Origin of the sequence: Pseudomonas sp. YuFO8 (assembly GCF_035065025.1) — a bacterium.
Classification (GTDB): Bacteria; Pseudomonadota; Gammaproteobacteria; order Pseudomonadales; family Pseudomonadaceae; genus Aquipseudomonas; species Aquipseudomonas putida_AE.
On record NZ_JAXDEQ010000141.1, the window covers coordinates 1 to 441 of the forward strand.

The following is a 441-nucleotide window of genomic DNA, read 5'->3' on the forward strand; positions in this document are numbered from 1 at the left end:
TCGAGCTGCTGACGGCCAACGATCAAGTCAAGTTCGTGATCTGCTCCCGCGACGACTACGACTGGGCGAACTCCAAGCTGATTCAATACGGGCTGGACCGCCGCGCAGGCGAAGTACTGTTTTCGCCAAGCCACCATGACCTGAACGCACGCGACCTCGCTGATTGGGTGGTTGCGGACAATCTCCCGGTGCGCCTGCAATTGCAGCTGCATAAATACCTTTGGAACGACGAGCCAGGACGCTGATATGACTGAACACACAATGGATCAAAAGCGCGCGGTAATCCTGCTGTCTGGCGGTCTCGACTCCGCCACGGTGGTTGCCATGGCGCAAGCGCAAGGCTATAGCTGCTACACCATGAGCTTTGACTACGGCCAGCGTCACCGCGCCGAACTGAACGCGGCTGCCCGTGTCGCCCGTGACATGGGGGTGGTCGAGCAC

Annotated in this window: 1 protein-coding gene and 1 pseudogene; both read left to right on the forward strand. The window is 59.6% G+C overall.

Annotated features, from left to right (window positions below):
- Positions 1–245, forward strand: a pseudogene (locus SOP95_RS31685) (7-carboxy-7-deazaguanine synthase QueE); the annotation flags it as partial.
- Positions 246–261: 16 nt separating this feature from the next.
- Positions 262–441 (forward strand): 7-cyano-7-deazaguanine synthase (locus SOP95_RS31690; RefSeq protein ID WP_323609540.1); only part of this gene is annotated, 180 nt, incomplete at its 3' end.